Annotated in this window: 16 protein-coding genes; 6 read left to right on the top strand and 10 right to left on the bottom strand. The window is 61.8% G+C overall.

Annotation, left to right across the window (positions count from 1 at the left end):
* Positions 1-98 precede the first annotated feature (98 nt).
* Entirely contained in the window at positions 99-1,520 is a 1,422-nt protein-coding gene (locus ACM6G4_RS26865; protein WP_056727124.1) for a transglycosylase SLT domain-containing protein, read from the bottom strand.
* A gap of 237 nt (positions 1,521-1,757) precedes the next feature.
* Here ACM6G4_RS26865 and ACM6G4_RS26860 point away from each other — a divergent pair, with 237 nt between their 5' ends.
* The 3 genes from ACM6G4_RS26860 to ACM6G4_RS26850 all read left to right on the top strand — a co-directional run bounded on the left by ACM6G4_RS26860 (position 1,758) and on the right by ACM6G4_RS26850 (position 4,753).
* Positions 1,758-2,567: a TatD family hydrolase gene (locus tag ACM6G4_RS26860; RefSeq protein WP_056727125.1), complete on the top strand. Its 810-nt coding sequence runs from the start codon at positions 1,758-1,760 to the stop codon at positions 2,565-2,567.
* A 125-nt stretch (positions 2,568-2,692) separates the two neighbouring features.
* Positions 2,693-4,174 carry a methyl-accepting chemotaxis protein gene (locus ACM6G4_RS26855; RefSeq protein ID WP_414914975.1) on the top strand — a complete coding sequence of 494 codons (1,482 nt, stop codon included), beginning with the start codon at positions 2,693-2,695 and terminating at the stop codon, positions 4,172-4,174.
* 213 nt (positions 4,175-4,387) lie between these two features.
* Positions 4,388-4,753 (top strand): Mpo1-like protein, encoded by a 366-nt coding sequence (locus ACM6G4_RS26850; protein WP_056727127.1) that lies wholly within the window; start codon positions 4,388-4,390, stop codon positions 4,751-4,753.
* Here ACM6G4_RS26850 and ACM6G4_RS26845 read toward each other — a convergent pair whose 3' ends face one another.
* The 3 genes from ACM6G4_RS26845 to ACM6G4_RS26835 all read right to left on the bottom strand — a co-directional run bounded on the left by ACM6G4_RS26845 (position 4,754) and on the right by ACM6G4_RS26835 (position 6,821).
* A complete protein-coding gene (locus ACM6G4_RS26845; RefSeq protein ID WP_414914974.1) occupies positions 4,754-5,551 on the bottom strand; it encodes an acyl-CoA thioesterase in 798 nt (265 codons plus the stop codon). It abuts the gene before it with no gap.
* Positions 5,552-5,683: 132 nt separating this feature from the next.
* Positions 5,684-6,442: a CHAD domain-containing protein gene (locus tag ACM6G4_RS26840; protein WP_056727129.1), complete on the bottom strand. Its 759-nt coding sequence runs from the start codon at positions 6,440-6,442 to the stop codon at positions 5,684-5,686.
* A gap of 100 nt (positions 6,443-6,542) precedes the next feature.
* Positions 6,543-6,821: a hypothetical protein gene (locus ACM6G4_RS26835; protein WP_007973587.1), complete on the bottom strand. Its 279-nt coding sequence runs from the start codon at positions 6,819-6,821 to the stop codon at positions 6,543-6,545.
* 221 nt (positions 6,822-7,042) lie between these two features.
* Between ACM6G4_RS26835 and ACM6G4_RS26830 the strand changes: the two genes are divergently transcribed.
* Complete coding sequence (locus ACM6G4_RS26830) at positions 7,043-8,080, top strand: patatin-like phospholipase family protein (protein ID WP_056727130.1); 1,038 nt, start codon at positions 7,043-7,045, stop codon at positions 8,078-8,080.
* 40 nt (positions 8,081-8,120) lie between these two features.
* On the opposite strand, the gene ACM6G4_RS26825 is transcribed toward ACM6G4_RS26830, so the two are convergent.
* From ACM6G4_RS26825 to kdpF, 6 genes are all read right to left on the bottom strand, one after another.
* Positions 8,121-8,819 carry a response regulator gene (locus ACM6G4_RS26825; protein ID WP_414914973.1) on the bottom strand — a complete coding sequence of 233 codons (699 nt, stop codon included), beginning with the start codon at positions 8,817-8,819 and terminating at the stop codon, positions 8,121-8,123.
* 48 nt (positions 8,820-8,867) lie between these two features.
* Complete coding sequence (locus tag ACM6G4_RS26820; protein WP_414914972.1) at positions 8,868-11,519, bottom strand: DUF4118 domain-containing protein; 2,652 nt, start codon at positions 11,517-11,519, stop codon at positions 8,868-8,870.
* 120 nt (positions 11,520-11,639) lie between these two features.
* A complete protein-coding gene (gene kdpC, locus ACM6G4_RS26815) occupies positions 11,640-12,185 on the bottom strand; it encodes a potassium-transporting ATPase subunit KdpC (protein WP_056727133.1) in 546 nt (181 codons plus the stop codon).
* A gap of 149 nt (positions 12,186-12,334) precedes the next feature.
* Positions 12,335-14,401, bottom strand: a complete 2,067-nt coding sequence (kdpB, locus tag ACM6G4_RS26810) for a potassium-transporting ATPase subunit KdpB (RefSeq protein WP_056727134.1) — start codon at positions 14,399-14,401, stop codon at positions 12,335-12,337.
* An 18-nt stretch (positions 14,402-14,419) separates the two neighbouring features.
* On the bottom strand, positions 14,420-16,123 hold the full coding sequence (gene kdpA / locus ACM6G4_RS26805; RefSeq protein WP_414914971.1) for a potassium-transporting ATPase subunit KdpA: 1,704 nt from the start codon (positions 16,121-16,123) through the stop codon (positions 14,420-14,422).
* An 8-nt stretch (positions 16,124-16,131) separates the two neighbouring features.
* Positions 16,132-16,221 carry a K(+)-transporting ATPase subunit F gene (kdpF, locus tag ACM6G4_RS26800; RefSeq protein ID WP_007899818.1) on the bottom strand — a complete coding sequence of 30 codons (90 nt, stop codon included), beginning with the start codon at positions 16,219-16,221 and terminating at the stop codon, positions 16,132-16,134.
* Positions 16,222-16,565: 344 nt separating this feature from the next.
* Between kdpF and rfbB the strand changes: the two genes are divergently transcribed.
* Together rfbB and rfbA are read left to right on the top strand one after the other, a co-directional pair.
* Complete coding sequence (gene rfbB, locus ACM6G4_RS26795) at positions 16,566-17,648, top strand: dTDP-glucose 4,6-dehydratase (protein ID WP_223541086.1); 1,083 nt, start codon at positions 16,566-16,568, stop codon at positions 17,646-17,648.
* On the top strand, positions 17,645-18,520 hold the full coding sequence (gene rfbA / locus ACM6G4_RS26790; RefSeq protein WP_056727136.1) for a glucose-1-phosphate thymidylyltransferase RfbA: 876 nt from the start codon (positions 17,645-17,647) through the stop codon (positions 18,518-18,520). The genes rfbB and rfbA overlap by 4 nt, the downstream gene beginning before the upstream one ends.
* The last annotated feature ends 25 nt before the right edge of the window (positions 18,521-18,545 follow it).

Raw genomic sequence — 18,545 nt, 5'->3', positions numbered from 1 at the left:
TTCATTCCTTGTAAGTGTGTGTTGGTTGGCCGCTATATTAATCAGTAATTCACATGTTAAAAGCGCAAAAAACCCGTCATAACAATCAGATTAGTTGATCATTTGCGTGAGGCAACCTTTTGCCCCTGAGGCTCCAACGACTCCCGCTCCCGATCGAATGCCAAGTAATACTTGTTCACGCTATTAACATAGCTGACGGGGCCCATACCCACTTGCTCCATGGCAATGCGTTCAACCTGGAAGAACCACTGGTTGGGATTCAAGCCTCGCCGCCGGGCTTCTGCCCGCATGCCTTGCACTCGCTCCGGCCCGATGTTGTAGGCCGCCAGCACGAAGGCCATGCGTTCGCGCTCGTTGAGTTTGGGACTGGCAAAGAACTTGCGCCGGATCATCGCCAGGTACTTGGCCCCTGCCTGCACATTGCCATCAAGGTCCTGGATATTGTTGACACCCACCCGCTGCGCCGCAGATGGCGTGATCTGCATCAGACCGGTGGGGCCACCGCCACTGCGGGCGGCGGGTTGCAGGGCTGACTCCTTGAAGGCCAGCGCCGCCAGGTTCAGCCAGTCCATGCCCTGGGCATCGGCGTGCTTCTGCAGCACCGGGCGAAGCTTTTCCAGACGCTGCCGGTCCGCCTTGGCCAGTGGATAGTGCACTTGATAGAGACGACGATAGATCCGCAGGAACGCGGCGTCCTGATCCGATGGTTTTTTGTAGCCGGTGAGGAAGCGATCAATGCTGGCCCGCAACATCGAGGCATCACGGCGCACGAACCAGAATTCTTCTCCCGGCTCGCTGATGAGTACCTGCTTGTCGAAACGCAGCTTGGGCAGGATCTTGCCCCAGCGCTCGGCGATCGGCTGCTCGACGATGGTCAGGTGGAAGATCCCCCCCTGCACCATCTCCAGTACGTCCTCGACAGCAAGACTCGGATCGACCCATTCGATGATGACCGGAGGCAGTTTGTGCAGGGCGAGCTTTTGATTGATCTGGCTGACGGCATCCCCGGCGGCGCTGCCGGCAGGTAACGCCAGGGTCTTGCCGGAAAGCTGTTCAAGTTTGGTGTAGCGGCGTTCGCCTTTGATGCCTACCAGGACCAACGGGATGTTGCTGGCAATCGGCTCACTGGTACTGACGGCGAAACCCGGTTGCAGATCGAGCAACTCGCCTGGTGCCACCAAATCGCCCTCCCCGCGCTGCAATGCGCCGAGCAGTTGATCCTTGGCCTTGGGAATGATCTTGAGGGTAATTTCCTGGCCGTCACGGGCATGGCCGTTGAGGTATTGCTCGAACGCTCTCAGACGATGGTATTCGACCCCGATCGCCTGCCCCTGGACTTCGCCGGAACTGTTGCGGCTCTGGTTGACCAACACCCGCAGCACACGACTGCTGCGAATTTGGGCAAGGTCGCGCACCTTGCTGGCCGGTACGGCTTGCAGCGGCCCGGGCAGACGCGCGACCGCCGTCATCGGCAGTAGCAGCGAACAACACAGCAGTAGCAAAACCGAGGGACGAATCATCCACTCTCCGGAAAGAATATGAGGCCCGCTTCAATGACGAAAACCATCAAGCGCGGCGACAAAAACAGAGCGCCCAAGGCGCTGGCAAAGTGCGAAAGACTGGCACAATGATGGCAAAACTACCAACCCAGCCTGGTCCGCGGCTCAAGAGACAGCGTTAACCCGTTGTAGTTCTTGGCTTTTCTTATAAATCCACGGCTCTGATATGCTTTCCGGCCTTTGGGCCGAGGTAGCACCATGCAACTCATCGATATCGGCGTCAACCTGACCAACGCCAGTTTTGCCGACAAACACCAGGCTGTACTCGACCGCGCCTATGCGGCCGGCGTGTGCCAACTGGTGCTGACCGGCACCAGCGTCGAGGGCAGTGAACAGGCCCTTGAGCTGTGCCAGCAACTGGACAAAAGCGCCCGGCGCCTGTTTGCCACCGCCGGTATCCACCCTCACTGCGCCAGTGACTGGAACGCCGACAGCGCCCGACGTTTGCGCAGCTTGCTCAACGAACCGAATGTGGTGGCCGTGGGTGAATGCGGGCTGGATTTCAACCGTGATTTCTCGCCGCGCCCGCAGCAGGAGAAGGTCCTGGAAGAACATCTGGCCATGGCCGTCGAATTGCAGCTGCCGGTTTTTCTGCACGAACGCGACGCCAGCCAGCGTTTGCTGGAAATCCTGCGCGACTTCCGCGACCGACTGCCGGCCGCTGTGGTGCACTGCTTCACGGGTGAACAGAAGGCGCTGTTCAGCTACCTCGACCTCGACCTGCACATCGGCATTACCGGCTGGATCTGCGACGAGCGCCGAGGCACGCATTTGCATCCGCTGGTCAAGGAAATCAAGCGCGGGCGCCTGATGCTCGAAAGCGACGCACCGTATCTGCTACCGCGCAGCCTGCGCCCCAAGCCGAAAAACGGGCGGAACGAGCCGGCGTACCTGACCGAAGTACTGCGCGAAGTGGCGCTGCATCGCGGGGAAAGCCAGGAAGATCTGGCGGCGCATACCACCGCGTGCGCACGGGCGTTCTACGGCTTGCCATCAATCCCCCAGTAACCACAAATCCCCTCCCACGCTGGAATGCTGAGGGGCCGTTGATCTGCATCAAGAATCAGCCACCTGAGTAGCGGCACAATGCTGGCACCTTGCCAAAACTGTTTCCGCTATCAGAGAAGACCTCCATGGGTGCCTGGCTTAGCAATATCTCGCTGAAATACAAATTCTGGGCGGTCAACGCCGTCGCTTTCGTCACCACCCTGTTGCTGGTGCTATACGCGGTGCAGCTCGAACAGCAGGCCCGCAGTGACGCCGTCCAGGCCTCGGCCCGGGCCCAGGCGCGATTGCTCGAAGCCTGGCCCGCCGGGCAAACGCTACCCCACGCCGACAACCTGCTGACGTTCAATCGCGGACAAGCGCCGTCGCTGAATGAACACCCCATTCCCGAACTCATCAATGCAAACGGCTGGGTCGAGATCAACCTGATGCCGCTGTTCGGTGACAATCCGTTGATGGGTGCCGAAGTGTTTACCCGTGCCGATGGCCAGCGGGTCGCCGTGATTGCCCACGGCCCAAGCTTGAGCCAGGTGTTCAGCGAGCGCTTCGCCAACTACGCGTTGGCCGTGTTCATCCTGATGTTGGCAATGCTCGGTGCCTCGCAGTTATTGATCCGTTTCCTGCTCAGCCAGCTCAACACCTTGAAAGACGTCATGCTGCACGTGGAGAAAACCGGCGACCTGTCGGCCCGCGTGCCATTGGCTTGCAGCGACGAAGTCGGGCAAATGGCCAACGCCTTCAACGCCATGCAGGCCGGTTATCAACGGGTGGTCAACACCGTCGCCAGCACCGCCCGGCAACTGGACGTCGGCGCCGCGCGGCTGGCGGCCAGCATGAATGAAGTGCGCCACGGCATGCTGGGCCAGCAAAGCGAAACCGATCAGGCCGCCACGGCGATCAATGAAATGACCGCCACGGTCTATCACATTGCCCAACACGCGGGCGCCACCCGTGACCTTTCACAATCGGCCAATACCCTGGCCGGCAGTGGGCAGGAGGTCGTGACACGGGTGCAACGGTCGATTGCCGGACTGTCCACCGGCGTCCAGCAGACCGCCGAGATGATTCAACGGCTGGCCGAGGACAGCCAGAAGATCAACGGCGTGGTCAACGTGATTCACAGCATCGCCGAGCAGACCAACCTGCTGGCGCTGAACGCCGCCATCGAAGCGGCCCGGGCCGGCGAGATGGGGCGCGGCTTCGCGGTGGTCGCCGATGAAGTACGCAACCTCGCCAAACGTGTACAGGCTTCCACGGATGAAATCACCCTCATGGTCTCGGCGTTGCAGGCTGGCACGCGGGACGCCGTGGATTTCATGCAAGAGAGTTCGTTCAAGGCCGACGACTGCGTACAACAGGCGCAAGAGGCCGGCGCGGCACTGGCCGAGATTACCGGCGCAGTGGCGCAAATGCGTGAAAGCAATACACAGATCGCGGTGGCGGCCGAGCAGCAAAGCCAGGTGGCGGAAGAGATGAACCGGGCGGTGGTGAGCATCCGTGACGTGACCGAGAACACGGTGCAACAGACAGTGACGTCGGCGACCACCAGCAATGAGCTGGCGGCGTTGGCCGGGGAACTGAGCAAGGCGATAGGTCAGTTGAAGCTTTGAGGGACTCTTCGCCAGCAAGCCCGCTCCCACAGTTGAAATGCATTCCCCTGTGGGAGCGGGCTTGCTAGCGAAGGCGTCAGTCGAATCCACATCAAATTTGAACATGACGCCTATCAAACCAATAGCCAGCCTTGATTCGCCGCCAGCATAGACCGGGCCTATTCTTCCAACATGTGTTCAACATGTGTTCAACATGGATCGAGGATCGGCATCATGGGTAAACGTCACCCCAACCTACCCGCCTGGCAATGGCGAGCGTACCCGAACAATCATCAGCACCCGACCAATCTGGTGCTGCATCTGATCGCGGTGCCGCTGTTCATCGTGGCATTTCTACTGATTGTGACCGGGGTGTTCAGCCTGAGCCTGGCAAATATCGCCATCGGCGTGATCGGTGTGATCGCGGCGATGGCCTTGCAACGCCACGGCCACAGCCTGGAGACCCAAGCCTCCGAACCCTTCAGCGATCGCAAGGATGCAGTATCACGCCTGTTGGTCGAGCAGTTCCTGACGTTTCCGCGGTTCTTCCTCAGCGGTGGCTGGTGGCGCGCCTGGCGTGAGCGCCACCGCCGTCACTGATCAGGCGAACACGGTCACCGTCTGCCGGCTCATGGCGATCAACCGGCCATCCGCGCTCCACATTTTTGCGGCCGCATGCCCGTAGCCGTCGGCGGCGTATTCGGTCTCGACGAGGTATTTACACCAGTCCAGGGTGTTCAGGTCCAGCAGCGGTTGCACGAACTCGATGGTCCAGGTCAGCGTGCTACCCATCGCCGGCTTCTTCAAAAACGGCATCAGGGCCGGCGGCCAGGCGTCCACCAGCGCCAGGATATGCGCCTCGCCGATGGCCTCTTCCTTTACGTCGCCGCGCAAGCGTACCCAGCCACCCATTTGCCGGGATGTGCTACCGCTGAACGGCAACCCGCCGACACTCCAGCGCATCGCCAGATGCCGCATGAACTCAGGGATGACGCCTTCGACGAAAGGCAGCTCCTGGCATTCGTCCCAGTGCTTCATTTCAGGTGCCGGTTCAGCGGCCACCGCCACTTCCGAGGGCCGCGAGGCACCGAAGCTGCCCTGGATCAATGTCACCACCTGCCCCTTCTGCACTACCCGGCCCAGCACTTGGCTGACGGCCTTGCCTTCGCGCAGTACGTCGACCTCAAAACTGACCGGTACCTCGGGCTCAACCGGGCCGACGAAGGTGATTGCCAGCGAACGCACCGGCCGATCCGCCGGAACCCGGGCGCGCATGGCTTCGTACTGCAAAGCGGCCACCAGGCCACCGAAACTGGCCCGCCCCTGAGCCCAGGAGGCCGGGATAGACAGCTCCAGCGGCTGGCCGCGGACAGCGTCGAGCAGTTCGGAAAAACGCATGAAAACCTCTGGGATCGGAAAAGATGAAGGGATCTTAACCATCTGGCGAAGTTGATACATCGCCTATTCCGGCCAAATTGACTGACAGATGAGCCCAACAAGGCTCGCTCCTACAATGGATCCGGGGAGGTCTCAGGATTTGAAACAGGCCTTGCCGAGTTTTTCCAGCACCCGATCCGCACGGCTTTCAGCCTCGGCCATGGTGGCTTCCCAGACAGCAACACAGGGTTGTAAATCCGCTTCCCGTTCAGCCATCGCCAGCCATTGCACGCAATCGTGCCAGTCACCCAGTGCGCCCTGGGCCGATTTCAACCGGGGCATGGCCGCTTTCGGCAAACGGTCCAGTTCGGGGTAGGCGTCGATGCCATAGCGCACGCGCTTGATCAACAAGCGCAGCCGATGACGGTCATGGGTCGGATCGTGCAGTGCCTCGTCGAGTTTTTTCCACTGCTTGCCCAGGCGTTTTTCGATGCGCTTGCGCAGCCCCTTGAGCAATCCCTGGCGCTGGGCAGCACGTAGAAAACGTGGAAACGCATCGAGGACGATCAGCATTTGCGCGAGCTCGGGACTGGCTGCCACGGCCGGATAGGCCTCGGCCATTTGCGCCATGCGCCACTGTGCGGCTTGGGGTTGATGGTGCTGGAGCAGGTACGCCGCCAACACTTCGCGATCGCGTAAAGGCGTGCTCAGTTCGCCCACCCGGGAGGCGGCCGCTTCCAGTTGTTCGACACCGGGCAGCCCGCGCAAGGGCCGCAACAGGCTGCGTAACCGCCGCATGGTTGTGCGCAGGTCGTGTAACGCTTCAGGGTCTGTACGCTCTTTCAAGCGGGCCTGACAGGCAAGCAGACGAACTTCCAGGCCCAGAACCTGAGCCACCAACCGATCGATCATGGGGGTTTACTCCGTAAACAGCGCCAGGTTGCAAGCTCCAGGCTGCAAACTCGAAAGATCTTGCAGCTTGCAGCTTAGAGCTTGTAACCGCTTTTCGCTTTTAACGCCCCGCGCGCGATTCACGAATATAGAAACGAGCCTTCTCGGCTTTCCTGGTGCAGCCTTCGAACCCCTCGAATTGCTGCTGGGTCTTGGCCGCGGTCAGCAGCGACAGGGCCTTGGAGTAGCTGACAGTCCCGGCGAACCCTTCGGCCTTGGCCAGGTCCAGTTCATGCCATGCCGCATCCAGATTACTACCGCAGCTGTCGCGATAAGCGGTTTTGCCGGCACAACCGGCGAGCGCCAGGGCAATCAATGGCACGCAGATCCAGGCTTTCATCATTCACTCCTCAAGAATAGGTCAACAGTCATGCAGGTAAGACGTTGTGGCATCTGAAAAGTGCCGTTGGTCCGCTGTGCAAACTATAGCGCCGACGAGAATAACCATGTGCCGCCATGGAGTGTCGAAAATACGACGCTCTTGTCCCCTCGTACGACCATGGCGATTGAAGCATGGCCCTCGATGGGTGCATTGTTGAACCATTCAAACGAGGGCGATTCATGAAAAAGCGCGTCGCACTGGTATTGGGCTCGGGTGGAGCCCGGGGTTATGCACATATCGGGGTCATTGAAGAGATCGAACGGCGCGGGTATGACATTGCCTGTATCGCCGGATGCTCCATGGGCGCGGTGGTGGGCGGAATCTACGCCGCCGGCAAACTCAATGACTACCGCGACTGGATCGAGAGCCTGGACTATCTCGACGTGTTGCGCCTGGTGGACGTCAGTTTTCGCCTGGGGGCGATTCGTGGCGAGAAAGTCTTCGGGCAGATCCGCAAGATCGTCGGCGAGATCAACATCGAGGATTTGCGCATCCCCTACACCGCCGTTGCCGCCGACCTGACCAACCAGCAGGAAATCTGGTTCCAGGAAGGATGCCTGCATCAGGCCATGCGCGCCTCGGCGGCGATTCCCAGCCTGTTCACCCCGGTGATGCAGGGCAACCGCATGCTGGTCGATGGCGGCATTCTCAACCCGCTGCCGATCGTGCCGGTGGTGTCGAGCCATTGCGACTTGATCATCGCGGTCAACCTCAACTCCACCAATCAGCGCCACTATCAATTGCCGGTCATCCAGCGTCCCGCCGCCTTCAAGACCCGCTTCGACAGCCTGATCAATTCCCTTGGCTCGAAGCTGCCGTTCCGCCGCAAACAGGCCGAGCAATTGTTGATCCTCGAGCAGGAGGCCCTGAGGGCCGAAGGGGCGGACCTCAACCCGTGGATCGAATCCGCCGAACCCGAAGCGCAGCAACCGGCGGCGGCTCCGGAAGCCAGTGGCGCCCCCCGCTCCGCCACCGGTTCGTTCATCATCGACAACGTTGGGCCGGCGTCCTTGCTGGATTTGATCAACCAGAGTTTCGAGGTGATGCAGACGTCGCTGGCGCAGTACAAGATTGCCGGGTATCCGCCGGACATCCTGATCAACGTGCCCAAGCGCGTGTGCCGTTTTTTCGAGTTCTACAAGGCGCCGGAATTGATCGCGCTGGGACGGGAGATTGCGCGGGATACGCTGGACCGGTATGAGAATGAGCAGAACTGAACGCCTGAAGGTTCTCGGGTGACTATCAGGCAACGAAGATCTAAAGGCTACCCTCACCCAACAACCGATACCCCACCCCTGCCTCAGTGACGATGAACCTGGGCTGGGTCGGGTCATCCGCCAGTTTCTGGCGCAAGTGCCCGACCACGATGCGCAGGTAGTGAGTGTCTTCGGTGTGGGTCGGCCCCCAGATGTCCTTGAGCAATTGCTGCTGGGTGATCACCCGCCCTGGATGCCGCGCCAGTTGCGCCAGCACGGCGTATTCCTTGCGGGTCAGCGCGACTTCGACATCGTCGAGCAGCACCCGGCGATACGCCAGGTCGACCGTCAACGGACCGAAGTTCAGCGCCGCTGGTTGCGCCTCGCCTGCGGGCACCTGGCGCAATAACGCACGGATCCGCGCCAGGAATTCCTGAATGCCGAATGGCTTGGTCACGTAGTCATTGGCGCCGCCATCCAGGGCCTCGACTTTCTGCCCTTCACTGGCGCGCACGGAGAGCACCAGCACCGGCACCGTCGACCACTCGCGAAAGTCACGCAATACCTGTTGGCCGTCCATGTCCGGCAAGCCGAGGTCGAGCACCAGCAAGTCCGGTTTGTTTAACGCAGCTTGCACCAATCCTTCGCTGCCGGTACCCGCCTCCAGCACTTTGTAGCCCTGGGAAACGAGGCTGATGCGCAGGAATTTGCGGATCTGCGGTTCGTCGTCAATGATCAGGATGGTCGGGGTCTGGCTCATGAATTCACATCAACACAAAGAAGTGGCAAGAGAGTAGCGCAAGCACGATCAGGCTTCACTGTCGTATCCCGGCTGAGCCTGCAGCGGCAGGTGCAACGTGATGCAGGTGCCGTGCCCCTCGATGCCGTCGGCGACACTGATGCGACCGCCATGGGCACCGACCATGCCCTGACAAATCGCCAGCCCCAGCCCGGTACCCTGCCCGCCGCGATCACCCCGCGCCGCGGTGTAGAACATGTCGAAAATTTTCGCCCGTTCCTCTTCCGGAATCCCCGGCCCCTCATCGCTGACCGAGAAAAACAGCTCGCTGTCATCGGCCCCGGCGCGCAGTTGCAAGCGCCCGTGGGGTGGCGAAAACCGCGCGGCGTTTTCCATCACGTTGATCAGTGCCTGTTCGATCAGCGCGGCATGCACATACAGCAACGGTAACTCGGCCGGTACGTCGGTGCTGACCTGCAACGGCGCAAGGACTGCCCGCAGGCGATTGCGCGCACTGCCGACGATGTCTGCCGGCGACACCCAGTCCCGTGCCAGCTTCAAGGCACCGTGGCCGAGGCGGGTCATGTCGAGCAGGTTTTGAATGTAGCGGTCCAGGCGCTCGGCTTCATCGCGGGTGCCTTCGAGCAACTCACGTCTGTCCTCCAGCGGGATCGCTTCCCCCAGGGCCAGCAGGCTGTCGATACTGCCGCGCATGGACGTCAGCGGTGTACGCAGGTCATGGGACACCGACGCCAGCAAGGCGCTGCGCAGTTGCTCGGTTTCGCCGTGCAGCCGCGCCGCTTCCAGATCGTCGGCCAGTTGCGCCCGGGCCAGCGCCTGGGCCAGCGGCTGGCTCAGTGCGGTCAACAAGCGTCGGCGCTGGCCGCTCAGAGTCTGGCCTTCCCTGGCGCACACGCCAAGCAACGCCAGCGGTCCGTCCTCCACCGACAATGGCCACCACCACCAGCGGCCGAACGGCAAGGTGCCGGTGCCCGCACCCGCGGGTTGATCGTGCTGCCAGGCCCAATCGGCGGCGCCGCGCTCGGCTTCGCTGAACTCCAGGGGGCCACCGGTTTCGACTTGCCAGCCGTTTTGCCCGTCGCGATTGAGCAGGCACAGTTGCACATCACTCCAACCATTGAGGTGCTGGGCAGCCGCGCTGACCACGGCCTGGCGGTCGGTGGCGGCGGTGAGTTTGCGGGACAGGTCGAGCAGTTCAGTGGTCTCTTCCTGGGTATCGCGCAATGCCTGCAATTGCCGGCGCTGGCGCGCCGCGAGGTTGCCAGTGAGGGCCGCCATCAGCAGGAAGAACAGCAAGGTCAGCACATCTTCCTCGCGCTGGATGCTGAAAGAGAAATTCGGTGGAATGAACAGGAAGTCGTAGGTCAGGAACGACAGCGCCGCACAAGCCAGCGCCGGCCCGAGGCTGCTGCGCACCGCCACCAGCAATACCGCTGCAAGGAACACCAGGGAAATGTTCGGCAGTGGCAAAACACTCGCCACCGCCCAGGCCAGGGCGCTGGCCAGAACCGTCGCGACCACGGCCAATGCATAGTCGAACCAGACCAGTGAATGCATCGACCGCTGATGGGGTTGAAGCTGTTGGTGATCGCTGTCGAGAACGTTGATCTCCAGCCCACGTGCATTACGCAGCAGTCGCGCCGCCAGCCCGCCACCGAACAGACGTCGACGTAGTCTCGGACGGGACTGGCCGACCAGCACCAGGCTGGCGCGGCGTTCGGCGGCATGCTGGATCAGGGTTTTCGCCACTTCACCGGCGCGCAGCAGCACCACTTCGCCGCCCAGGCGCTCGGCCAGTTGCTGGGCGCTCTGCAGACGCAGGCGGGACTGCTCGTCACGCACGCTGCCGTTGTCCACGTGCACCAGGCTCCAGGGCAGGTGCCGCCGCTGGGCCACGCGACTGGCATGGCGTACCAGGCGCTCGGCCTGGGCATCGCCGTCGACCCCCACCAGCAATCGCCCGCGCACGGCCGGCGCCGCTTGCCCCAACTGACGATACCCCTGGGCCAGATCGTTATCGACCTGAGCCGCCGCGGCTTGCATCGCCAGTTCGCGCAGGGCCGTGAGGTTGGTCTGGGAAAAGAACGCGTCGATGGCCGCCCGCGCCTGCTCCGGCACATAGACCTTGCCGTCGCGCAGGCGCTCCAGCAGCTCCCGTGGCGGCAAGTCGATCAGCAGCAGTTCGTAGGCTTCCTGCAACACCCAATCAGGCAGGGTCTCGCGGACCTGCACGCCAGTGATGCCGCGCACCTGGTCGTTGAGGCTTTCCAGATGCTGGACGTTGACCGTGGTGTACACGTCGATGCCGGCGGCGAGCAGTTCCTGAATGTCCTGCCAGCGCTTTTCGTGGCGGCTGCCCGGAGCGTTGGTGTGCGCCAGTTCGTCGACCAGCACCAGCTTCGGTTTGGCGAGGAGCAGACCGTCGAGGTCCATTTCTTCGAGCAACACGCCACGGTACTCGGAACGTACCAACGGCTGTTGCGACAAGCCGCCGAGCAGTGCTTCGGTTTCGGCCCGGCCGTGGGTTTCGACGACGCCGGCGATGACCTTCACCCCTTGACGCAACTGGGTGTGGGCCGCTTGCAGCATGGCGTAGGTCTTGCCGACACCCGGTGCGGCACCGAGAAATACCTTGAGCCGGCCACGGCCATCGCGGGGCAGGTCTGCTAACAGCGCGTCGGCGCGGCCGGAGTTGCTCATTTTCATTGCCTTGTTTGACTTGATAGTTGGGTGTGGCATTAAAAGATCGCAGCCTGCGGCAGCTCCTACGCCAGATGGCGTACATCCTGTAGGAGCTGGCGAAGCCTGCGATCTTTTGATCTACAGTTTTTCCAGCGCCCGATTCAACTCAAGCACATTCACCACCGGCGGGCCTATCAGTGGTTGCTCGACGTGGGCATCCAGCAGTTGTTGCAGCGTTGCGACCGGCAGGTTGCGCGCCGTCGCGACACGCGCCAGTTGATAGGCAATCGCCGCCGGTGGCAAGTGCGGATCCAGACCGCTGCCGGATGTAGTGAGCAGCGCCAATGGCACCGGCCCCTGCCCTGGCACCAACAGTTTGCTGGCATCGTCGATCACCCGCGTCGCCAGCGCCGGGTTGCTCGGCGACAGGTTGCTGGCACTGCTCGACACGGTGGCAAAGGCACCGGCCGAAGGACGCGGGTGAAACCAGGCGTCGCCGACGAAATCCTGGGCGATCAGCGAGGAACCGCGGACCTTGCCTTCGGCATCCCGCACCAGGCTGCCGTTGGCCTGATCCGGGAACGCGACCTGGGCCACGCCGGTGACCACCAGTGGATAAGCGACGCCGGTGATCAGCGTCATCAGGACCAGCAGGCTCAGGGCCGGGCGTATCAATGTGGACATTTCAAAATCCTCTAATTCACAAGTCAGGTACACCGTGGCGCATCCATCGCGAGCAAGCTCGCTCCCACAGGGTATGAGGTGCTTTTGTGGGAGCGAGCTTGCTCCGGGCGGCGTTCCGACGATGGCGGCTTATCTGGCACACCACGCAGTCAAACCAGATGCAACGCCGTCAACAGCATGTCGATCGCCTTGATGCCCACGAACGGCACCAGGATCCCGCCCAGGCCGTAGATCAGCAGGTTGCGCCGCAGCAACGCCGCCGCACTCGCCGCATGAACCCGCACACCGCGCAGCGCCAGCGGAATCAGCACCACGATGATCAGGGCGTTGAACACGATCGCCGAGAGAATCGCGCTCTGCGGGCTGCTCAGGTGCATCACGTTGAGCACGCCCAGTTGCGGGTAGATGGCAGCGAACAGCGCCGGCAGGATCGCGAAGTACTTGGCCACGTCGTTGGCGATGGAAAAGGTCGTCAGCGCACCGCGGGTGACCAGCAATTCCTTGCCGATCTGCACCACGTCCAGCAGCTTGGTCGGGTCGCTGTCGAGGTCGACCATGTTGGCCGCTTCACGGGCCGCTTGCGTACCGTCGTTCATCGCCATGCCGACATCCGCCTGGGCCAGGGCCGGGGCGTCGTTGGCGCCGTCGCCGCACATGGCGACCAGACGACCGTCGTTTTGCTCGTGACGAATGCGCGCCAGTTTTTTCTCCGGCGTGGCTTCGGCCAGCACATCGTCCACACCCGCTTCAGCGGCGATGGCAGCGGCGGTCAACGGATTGTCGCCGGTGACCATGACGGTGCGGATCCCCAGCTTGCGCAACTCGGCGAAACGCTCGCGGATACCGGGCTTGACCACGTCCTTGAGGTGGATCGCACCCAGCAACTTGCCGTCGGCACACACCAGCAACGGGGTGCCGCCGCTTTGGGCGATCTTGTCGATCTCACGGGACAACGATGCAGCCAGATCAGCGCGCTTGAGGTCCACGAACGCCAACAACGAATCCACCGCGCCCTTGCGGTACACGCGCCCCTGATAGTCGACACCGGACAAGCGGGTTTCAGCACTGAACGGCACAGCGGTCAACAGCTCGGCGGATGGCTCCGGCTGAGGGTGAAGGCCACGCAAGTACTCAACGATGGACTTGCCTTCAGCCGTGTCATCGGCCAGCGAGGCAAACAACGCGCCTTCAGCCAGTTCCCTGGCAGTGACGCCAGGCGCGGCATACACCGCCGAGCAACGACGGTTACCAAAGGTGATGGTGCCGGTCTTGTCCAGCAGCAGGACGTGCACGTCCCCCGCCGCTTCCACCGCACGACCGGACTTGGCGATCACGTTCAGGCGCACCAGGCGATCCATCCCGGCGATACCGATGGCCGACAGCAAACCGCCGATGGTGGTCGGAATCAACGTGACCAACAGCGCCACCAGGAACACCAGTGGCAGGCTGCCATTGGCGAAGTGGGCGAACGGTTGCAGGGTGACGACCACCAGCAGGAAGATCAGGGTCAGGCCGATCAGCAGGATGTCTAGCGCCACTTCGTTCGGGGTTTTCTGGCGTTTGGCGCCTTCGACCAGGGCGATCATGCGGTCCAGGGTCGACTCGCCGGGGTTGGCGGTGATCTTCACCAGCAGCCAGTCGGACACCAGCCGTGTGTTGCCGGTAACGGCCGAGCGGTCACCACCGGACTCGCGAATTACGGGGGCCGATTCACCGGTAATCGCTGCTTCGTTGACCGCCGCGATACCTTCGATCACTTCGCCGTCACCGGGAATCATCTCTCCCGCCTCGACGCGCACCACATCGCCTTTGCGCAGGTTGGCGGCGGGCACCACCTGAAAGCTGCCGTTGCCGGTCCTGCGCCGGGCGCTGAGGCCTTCGCTGCCGGCCTTGAGGCTGTCGGCGCGGGCCTTGCCGCGACCTTCGGCCAGGGCTTCGGCGAAGTTGGCGAACAGCACGGTGAACCACAGCCATACAGCGATTTGTGCGGCGACGAAGGTCGGCACTGCCGTGTCGGGAATGAAGCACAGCACGGTGGTCAGGATCGCCGTCAGTTCGACCACCAGCATCACCGGCGCACGCTGCAATTGCCTTGGGTCGAGCTTGACGAAGGCTTGCACCAGCGCCGGACGCCACAGGGCCGAGAAAGCGGTTTTTGGCGCTTCGACCGACTTGGTCGGTGACGCAGGTTTTGAAGCTGGAACGTGCATATTCATGATGGATTCCTTAGCTCCTTATTTCAGAAGAGCAGCCATACTCAAATGTTCAGCGATAGGACCCAGCGCCAATGTAGGCAGGAAGGTCAAACCGCCCACCAGCAAAATGGTCACGGTCAGCAGGGTCACGAACAGCGGGCCGTGGGTCGGGAAGCTGTTCTGCCCGATCGGTGCGGTTTTCTTCATCGCCAGGCTGCCGGCCAGGGCCAGGACCGGGAGGATGTAGCCGAAGCGACCGATCAACATGCCCAAGCCCAGCATCAGGTTGTGGAAGGGGGTGTTGGCACCGAAGCCGGCAAAGGCGGAACCGTTGTTGGCGCTGGCCGAGGTGTAGGCGTAGAGCAACTGACTGAATCCGTGAGGCCCAGGGTTGCTCACCGCGGCCACAGGACCAGGCAGGCTGGCGGCAATCGCGCCGAGCACCAACACGCCAATCGGCATGACCATCAACGTCACCACCAGCAACTGCACTTCCCTGGCCTGCAGTTTCTTGCCGAGGTATTCCGGAGTACGGCCGATCATCAGGCCAGCGAGGAACACCGCGATCAGCACGTTGAGCAACATGCCGTAGAGCCCTGCGCCGACGCCGCCGAAGATCACTTCGCCCACCATCATGTTGACCAGCGCCATCATGCCGCTCAGCGGGCTGAGGCTGTCGTGCATGCCGTTCACCGAACCGTTGGACGCGGCCGTGGTGGTCACCGACCACAACACCGTGGCAGTGGTGCCCAGGCGAGCTTCCTTGCCTTCGAGCGGCGCGGTCTGTTCGACGGCGACATTGTTCAGGGCCGGATTCGGCTGGTATTCAGCCCACAGCGAGGTTGCGCCGCCGATCAGGAACAGCGCCAGCATGCAGGCGATGATCGCGCGGCTCTGGCGCAGGTCCTTCACGTAATGGCCGAAGGTGAACACCAGCGCGACGGGGATCAGAATGATCGAGGCCATTTCGAACAGATTGCTCCACGCCGTCGGGTTCTCGAACGGATGCGCCGAGTTCACGCCGAAGAAACCGCCACCGTTGGTGCCCAATTGCTTGATCGCAATCTGACTGGCAGCCGGCCCCAGCGGGATCACCTGGTCAACACCCTGCATCGTCACCGCATTCACGTACTGCGCGAAGGTTTGCGGCACGCCCTGCCAGACCAGATACAGCGCCAGCAGCAGGCACAGCGGCAACAGGCCGTAGAGGGTGGCACGGGTCATATCGACCCAGAAGTTGCCCAGGGTCCGGGTAGATTTGCGGCCGATGCCGCGACACAGCGCGACCAGTACCGCCAGGCCAGTGGCGGCGCTGACGAAGTTCTGCACGGTGAGGCCTGCCATCTGGCTCAAGTAGCTCAGGGAGGCTTCGCCGCTGTAGCCCTGCCAGTTAGTGTTGGTCATGAAGCTGACGGCGGTGTTGAACGCCAGCGTCCACTCCTGTCCCGGCAGGCTCTGCGGGTTCAGTGGCAGGTGGTCCTGGAACAACAGGATCGCGAACAGCAGCAGGAAACCCGCGAGGTTGAAGGCGAGCAAGGCCAGCGCGTACTTCTGCCAGCTCTGTTCGGCCTGCGGATCGACGCCGGCCAGACGATAACAACCGCGCTCGACAGGACCGAGAATCGGCGTCAGCCACGTGCGCTGCCCTTCCATCACCTTGTAGTAGAAGCGCCCGAGAAACGGCGCCGGGACTAATACCAGGGCAAAAAACCCGAGGATCAGCCAATAGTCATAATTGTGCATGGCCACTCCTAGTTCCGGTCCGCGCGCAGCAGCGCAACCAACAGATAAATGAACAGCCCTACTGCCAGCAGCAGCGACACCCCATCCAGAACGCTCATGGAAGTTCTCCGTGTTACGGCGTATTGCCGCGTGTGGAGTCATTGTCGGAAAGGAGGCTGTAAAGGAACGAGACCGAGGGTGCCTGCGGGGCATAAAGAACGCGTAAAGAGTGGGTTTACGCCGGGGTTACAGGGTGCGCGAAGGTGCTCCGGCCAGGAGAACAACGGGTGTGTCGTACATAGCGCTCTAAATTGTGCGCCAGGGTAGTGAGTGAACGCTCCAAGTCATGGATAATCCGGCCCGATTGACGCGACGCAAGCGAATGGGGTCAAGATCTCTTGCGCCTCCCCGCTTGCGCCTGCAAGCTAACGCTATTCGCATTACTGAAGAAGGCTGGCCCAACGTGCGTATCCTTATTACCGGCGGAGCCGGTTTCATAGGCTCGGCCCTTGTCCGCGAGCTGATTCAACACACTGAGCATGATGTGCTCAACCTGGACAAACTGACCTATGCCGGCAATCTCGAATCGCTGACCAGCATTGCCAACGACACTCGCTACGAGTTCGTTCAGGCCGATATTGTCGATCAGGCGACCGTCAGTGCGGTGCTCGCGCGTTTCCGCCCTCACGCGATCATGCACCTGGCAGCGGAGTCCCACGTCGATCGTTCCATCGACGGGCCATCGGAATTCATCCAGACCAACATTGTCGGCACCTACAGCCTGCTCGAAGCCGCCCGCGCCTATTGGCAAGCCCTCCCGGAGCCTGAGAAAAGCGCCTTCCGCTTTCATCACATTTCCACTGACGAGGTTTACGGCGACCTGCACGGTGTCGATGATCTGTTCACGGAAACGACGCCCTACGCGCCGAGCTCGCCCTACTCCGCCAGCAAGGCAGCGTCCGACCACCTGGTCCGCGCCTGGCAGCGAACCTATGGCTTGCCGGTGCTGCTGACCAATTGCTCGAACAATTACGGGCCGTTCCACTTCCCCGAGAAACTGATTCCGCTGGTCATCCTCAATGCTCTGGCCGGCAAGCCGCTGCCGGTGTATGGCAATGGCCTGCAAGTGCGCGACTGGCTGTTCGTCGAGGATCACGCCCGGGCACTGCTCAAAGTGGTGACCACCGGCGCCGTTGGCGAGACCTACAACATCGGCGGGCACAACGAACAAAAGAACATCGACGTGGTGCGTGGTATCTGCGCCCTGCTCGAAGAATTGGCACCGCTCAAGCCTGAGGGCGTTGCGCATTACGCCGACCTGATCACGTTCGTCCAGGATCGCCCCGGGCATGACCTGCGCTACGCCATCGACGCCAGCAAGATTGAACGCGAACTGGGCTGGGTGCCCGAAGAGACCTTCGAAACCGGCCTGCGCAAAACCGTTCAATGGTACCTGGACAATATGCAATGGTGCCGCCGCGTTCAAGACGGCAGCTATCAGGGCGAACGCCTTGGCGCCATCAATCCCAAGGAGCTGCTCGCATGATGAAAGGCATCGTTTTGGCGGGTGGCTCGGGCACGCGCCTGCACCCAATTACGCTTGGAGTGTCGAAACAGCTGTTGCCGGTCTACGACAAGCCAATGATCTACTATCCGATCTCGGTGCTGATGCTGGCCGGCATCAAGGATATCCTGCTGATCTCCACCCCGCAGGATCTGCCCCAGTATCGCAATCTGCTGGGTGACGGCAGCCAGTTCGGGGTGAATTTCAGCTTTGCCGAGCAACCCTCGCCGGACGGTCTGGCCCAGGCGTTTCTGATTGGCGAAGAGTTCATTGGCGATGACCCTGTGTGCCTGATCCTGGGCGATAACATCTTCCATGGTCAGCACTTTGGCGAACAATTGCAGAGCGCGGCAAAACGCACCCGCGGCGCCACCGTGTTCGGCTACTGGGTCAAGGACCCCGAGCGCTTCGGCGTGATTGATTTCGACAGCGATGGCCGTGCCCTTTCGATCGAAGAAAAACCGAAAGCGCCGAAATCCAGCTATGCCGTTACCGGCCTGTATTTCTACGACAACGATGTGATCGAGATCGCCAAGGCGGTGAAACCTTCGCCTCGTGGCGAGCTGGAAATCACCGACGTCAACAATGCCTATCTGCAACGTGGCGATCTGCAGGTCGAGCGTTTTGGTCGAGGTTTCGCCTGGCTCGACACCGGCACCCACGATAGCTTGCTCGAAGCCTCTCAGTACGTGCAGACCATCGAACACCGCCAGGGCCTCAAAGTCGCCTGCCTCGAAGAGATCGCCTATGAAAATGCCTGGATCGACCGCGAGCAGTTGATGGAGCGCGCCCGGTACTTTGGCAAAACCGGGTATGGCCAGTACCTGGCCAAGCTGGCAGGGGAAGAGCAATGAACCTGTGCGAGCCCGATTCGCCCGG

It is taken from the genome of Pseudomonas sp. IT-P258, from assembly GCF_949767825.1.
Classification (GTDB): domain Bacteria; phylum Pseudomonadota; class Gammaproteobacteria; order Pseudomonadales; family Pseudomonadaceae; genus Aquipseudomonas; species Aquipseudomonas monachiensis.
The sequence above is the reverse complement of the archived record's forward strand: the minus strand, read 5'-3'. Positions and strand labels throughout refer to the sequence as shown.

Coding starts and splice junctions, on each gene's coding strand:
- ACM6G4_RS26865 (WP_056727124.1), bottom strand. CDS start 1,520: ATGATTCGTCCCTCGGTTTTGCTACTGCTGTGTTGTTCGCTGCTACTG.
- ACM6G4_RS26860 (WP_056727125.1), top strand. CDS start 1,758: ATGCAACTCATCGATATCGGCGTCAACCTGACCAACGCCAGTTTTGCC.
- ACM6G4_RS26855 (WP_414914975.1), top strand. CDS start 2,693: ATGGGTGCCTGGCTTAGCAATATCTCGCTGAAATACAAATTCTGGGCG.
- ACM6G4_RS26850 (WP_056727127.1), top strand. CDS start 4,388: ATGGGTAAACGTCACCCCAACCTACCCGCCTGGCAATGGCGAGCGTAC.
- ACM6G4_RS26845 (WP_414914974.1), bottom strand. CDS start 5,551: ATGCGTTTTTCCGAACTGCTCGACGCTGTCCGCGGCCAGCCGCTGGAG.
- ACM6G4_RS26840 (WP_056727129.1), bottom strand. CDS start 6,442: ATGATCGATCGGTTGGTGGCTCAGGTTCTGGGCCTGGAAGTTCGTCTG.
- ACM6G4_RS26835 (WP_007973587.1), bottom strand. CDS start 6,821: ATGAAAGCCTGGATCTGCGTGCCATTGATTGCCCTGGCGCTCGCCGGT.
- ACM6G4_RS26830 (WP_056727130.1), top strand. CDS start 7,043: ATGAAAAAGCGCGTCGCACTGGTATTGGGCTCGGGTGGAGCCCGGGGT.
- ACM6G4_RS26825 (WP_414914973.1), bottom strand. CDS start 8,819: ATGAGCCAGACCCCGACCATCCTGATCATTGACGACGAACCGCAGATC.
- ACM6G4_RS26820 (WP_414914972.1), bottom strand. CDS start 11,519: ATGAGCAACTCCGGCCGCGCCGACGCGCTGTTAGCAGACCTGCCCCGC.
- kdpC (WP_056727133.1), bottom strand. CDS start 12,185: ATGTCCACATTGATACGCCCGGCCCTGAGCCTGCTGGTCCTGATGACG.
- kdpB (WP_056727134.1), bottom strand. CDS start 14,401: ATGAATATGCACGTTCCAGCTTCAAAACCTGCGTCACCGACCAAGTCG.
- kdpA (WP_414914971.1), bottom strand. CDS start 16,123: ATGCACAATTATGACTATTGGCTGATCCTCGGGTTTTTTGCCCTGGTA.
- kdpF (WP_007899818.1), bottom strand. CDS start 16,221: ATGAGCGTTCTGGATGGGGTGTCGCTGCTGCTGGCAGTAGGGCTGTTC.
- rfbA (WP_056727136.1), top strand. CDS start 17,645: ATGATGAAAGGCATCGTTTTGGCGGGTGGCTCGGGCACGCGCCTGCAC.